This window comes from Bacillus sp. S4, from assembly GCF_040838205.1.
Classification (GTDB): Bacteria; Bacillota; Bacilli; order Bacillales; family Bacillaceae_G; genus Bacillus_A; species Bacillus_A cereus_U.
Genome location: NZ_JBFPJI010000415.1, coordinates 1 through 2,550 on the forward strand (window position 1 = coordinate 1; position 2,550 = coordinate 2,550).

Sequence of the window (2,550 nt, forward strand, 5' to 3'; positions counted from 1 at the left end):
GGTATACCTAAAACAAATAATAAAAGTTTTATACACAACAAAATACATCATCAAACTTTTTGCTAATATCATTATTATTGTTTTTCATTCCGCTTTTAAATGAACATGAATTTTTATAGATATTTTTAGTGGGAAATAAGCATGTACCACTAATTTGCACCGTAGTTAAACAAGAATTAAATAACGTTATTGTCACTTTACAAGAGCATGTTTTGATTGTTTATCCCGTATTAACGGATAGTGAGACTCCAACTTCGAACTTTGACCGAAGCAAAGTAGGTAGGAGTCGGCCTATCCAGAAAAGCCTGATAGAGTAGGGAGGTTCCTTTAATGTTTTGGAATAATTTAGCATAAGTGATTTTCATATCTCTAAATTTATGCTCTAATTAAAATAAAGGAGGCAAGTAAATGGGGAATGAGATTAAACGATATGTAATACGCAATTTTATATTTACATGGATACTATGGGGGCTATTAATTAGCCTAATAAAATTAAACATTACGACATTTGGTACACCGTTAGCGATGATATTATTTGTTTTCGGAGGGATCATGCCATCAATCATTGCAATTAGTTTAAAGAAAAAATATGGATCAAAAGAAGAGTTCAGAGTGTTTATTAAAAATATTGTTAATCCTAGGCATCACTTTGTATGGTATGTTCTAATTGTTGTTCTAGCTTTTATTAGCTGTTATCTTCCAACGATATTTGGTGGAGCAACGATGCAAAAACCATTATACGTGGCATTACTTAGCTTTCCAATAATGATTATTGGTGGCGGTCTTGAAGAAATCGGATGGAGAGGGTTCTTACAACCTGCCCTTCAGAAAAGGTTTTCGGCATTTTTTAGTACGGTTATTGTGAGCGTTATATGGGCTATTTGGCACTGGCCGTTATGGTTTATTCCAGGTACGAATCAAACTCAAAGGGATTTTATAGCCTTTATAATTACGACAATTGCCGTATCTTTCTTATTAACTACAATTATTAACGCAACTAAAAGTATTTTTATGTGTCTAATTTTTCATGCGCTTCTTAATTCTTTTTGGAGTGTGTACGTGCCAAATGATAAAGTGTTACCAGCATTTTCAACTTTTATTTTCGGAATTTTCGTATTTATCGTGTGTAAAGTCATAATAAAAAGAAAGAACCTCTTATTGATTAGGTAACTGAAATAATAAAAGGAAACATATTAATATATTTTTTATGGATATGAAACTAATTAATAAGAACACGACACAAACATAATTAAAATATAATACAAGTTTGTGCCGCAAAAAAATTTGCAAAACTATAAACAACATCAAAAAGAATGAAGAGCCTTTCCGTATACATAAACAATGCTAACGACAGTTATAGTAATTCATTTGTTAGAACAATTGAATTAACTAAGGTCTGTGTCAGGAGGAGTGTATCCAAGGTGACGAGCCATAGATACGATTTGTCCTTTATGATGAAATTCATGTGTTTCTGTATGAGTTAAAAGCCATAGCGGAGTTGTGCTCCAAGGTTCTTTTTGCCATTTCACTTCATTTGCTATATTTTCGAGCCACCGGTTATTGTATTCATCTAAAAAGCGTTGTACAACTTCATCTACTATTTTAAATCTAGCACGGACTTTTTTCACATCTGCATGTTCAATTTCATAATCGCTAGCAAATGAAAAATCTGCTCGTTTTTGGTTAAATGCGAATGTTCCAAGCCAGTATCGATAGCAATCGGCTACATGAATATGGGTTTTTATAATACTGCCACTTCCGAAGTTAGGAACTGTGCTGTGTAATTTTTCTTGTGGAATTTCTTCCAAAAATGTAAATAGATTTTCCCTTGTAGAACTAATAAGATTATATTGTTGTTTTAAAACATCTACCATGCAATTACACTCCTCTTTTGTTTACTGAAATATTTGCGCACTAAGTAATTCTATATTTCCGAAGGTTGTACCTTTTTTAAAAAACATATTGCCAAAGTGCGTTAAGCATATTAGATGTATTTTTTAATTGTTTCTGATAGATTAAACAAGGTGAAACTTTAATAAGTTGAACATTTTTAGCTCATAATAAATTGTACATAAAAAAGGGGACGATAAAATGAATAGAATAGTTGGTTTAAAACAATTTGAAATAACGCGTGGAGCATTACTTAAATTTATGGAAACTTTAGATGACAAAACTGCGGATAAGCAGCCGGATGGCTTTAATAACACAATCCGCTGGCATATCGGTCACGTGTTATCTGCAGCAGAGACTTTCATGTTTGGAAGAGAATTTAAACATTTACCAAGTGAATATCCAGGTATGTTTGGATATGGATCAAGACCATCTAAATGGGAAACAGAAGGGCCATCATTAGAAGTGTTAAAGTCTCAGTTACAAGAGCAAGCGAAGCGCATTAATGAAATTCCAGCAGAAGCATTTGAAAATAAACTTCCAGAGCCGTTCTTAGGATTGGAAACAGTAGGGGAGCTTTACGGTATGATGCTTTATCATGAAGCGGATCATATTGGTCAAATGAAGGCGATGGAACGTCTTGTGAAATCTCTATAGTTT

At 32.9% G+C, this 2,550-nt stretch carries 3 protein-coding genes; 2 read left to right on the forward strand and 1 reads right to left on the reverse strand.

Annotated elements, in window-relative coordinates; all coding sequences use genetic code 11:
- Positions 1–408 precede the first annotated feature (408 nt).
- Complete coding sequence (locus AB3X48_RS20970; protein ID WP_016105580.1) at positions 409–1,170, forward strand: CPBP family intramembrane glutamic endopeptidase; 762 nt, start codon at positions 409–411, stop codon at positions 1,168–1,170.
- Between the two features lie 215 nt (positions 1,171–1,385).
- On the opposite strand, the gene AB3X48_RS20975 is transcribed toward AB3X48_RS20970, so the two are convergent.
- Positions 1,386–1,874, reverse strand: a complete 489-nt coding sequence (locus AB3X48_RS20975; protein ID WP_016105579.1) for a DinB family protein — start codon at positions 1,872–1,874, stop codon at positions 1,386–1,388.
- Between the two features lie 217 nt (positions 1,875–2,091).
- Between AB3X48_RS20975 and AB3X48_RS20980 the strand changes: the two genes are divergently transcribed.
- A complete protein-coding gene (locus AB3X48_RS20980; RefSeq protein ID WP_002161005.1) occupies positions 2,092–2,547 on the forward strand; it encodes a DinB family protein in 456 nt (151 codons plus the stop codon).
- Positions 2,548–2,550: the final 3 nt, after the last annotated feature.

What these genes read in the sequence shown, in the direction of transcription:
- AB3X48_RS20980 (WP_002161005.1), top strand. Translation starts at nt 2,092, where the DNA reads ATGAATAGAATAGTTGGTTTAAAACAATTTGAAATAACGCGTGGAGCA.
- AB3X48_RS20970 (WP_016105580.1), top strand. Translation starts at nt 409, where the DNA reads ATGGGGAATGAGATTAAACGATATGTAATACGCAATTTTATATTTACA.
- AB3X48_RS20975 (WP_016105579.1), bottom strand. Translation starts at nt 1,874, where the DNA reads ATGGTAGATGTTTTAAAACAACAATATAATCTTATTAGTTCTACAAGG.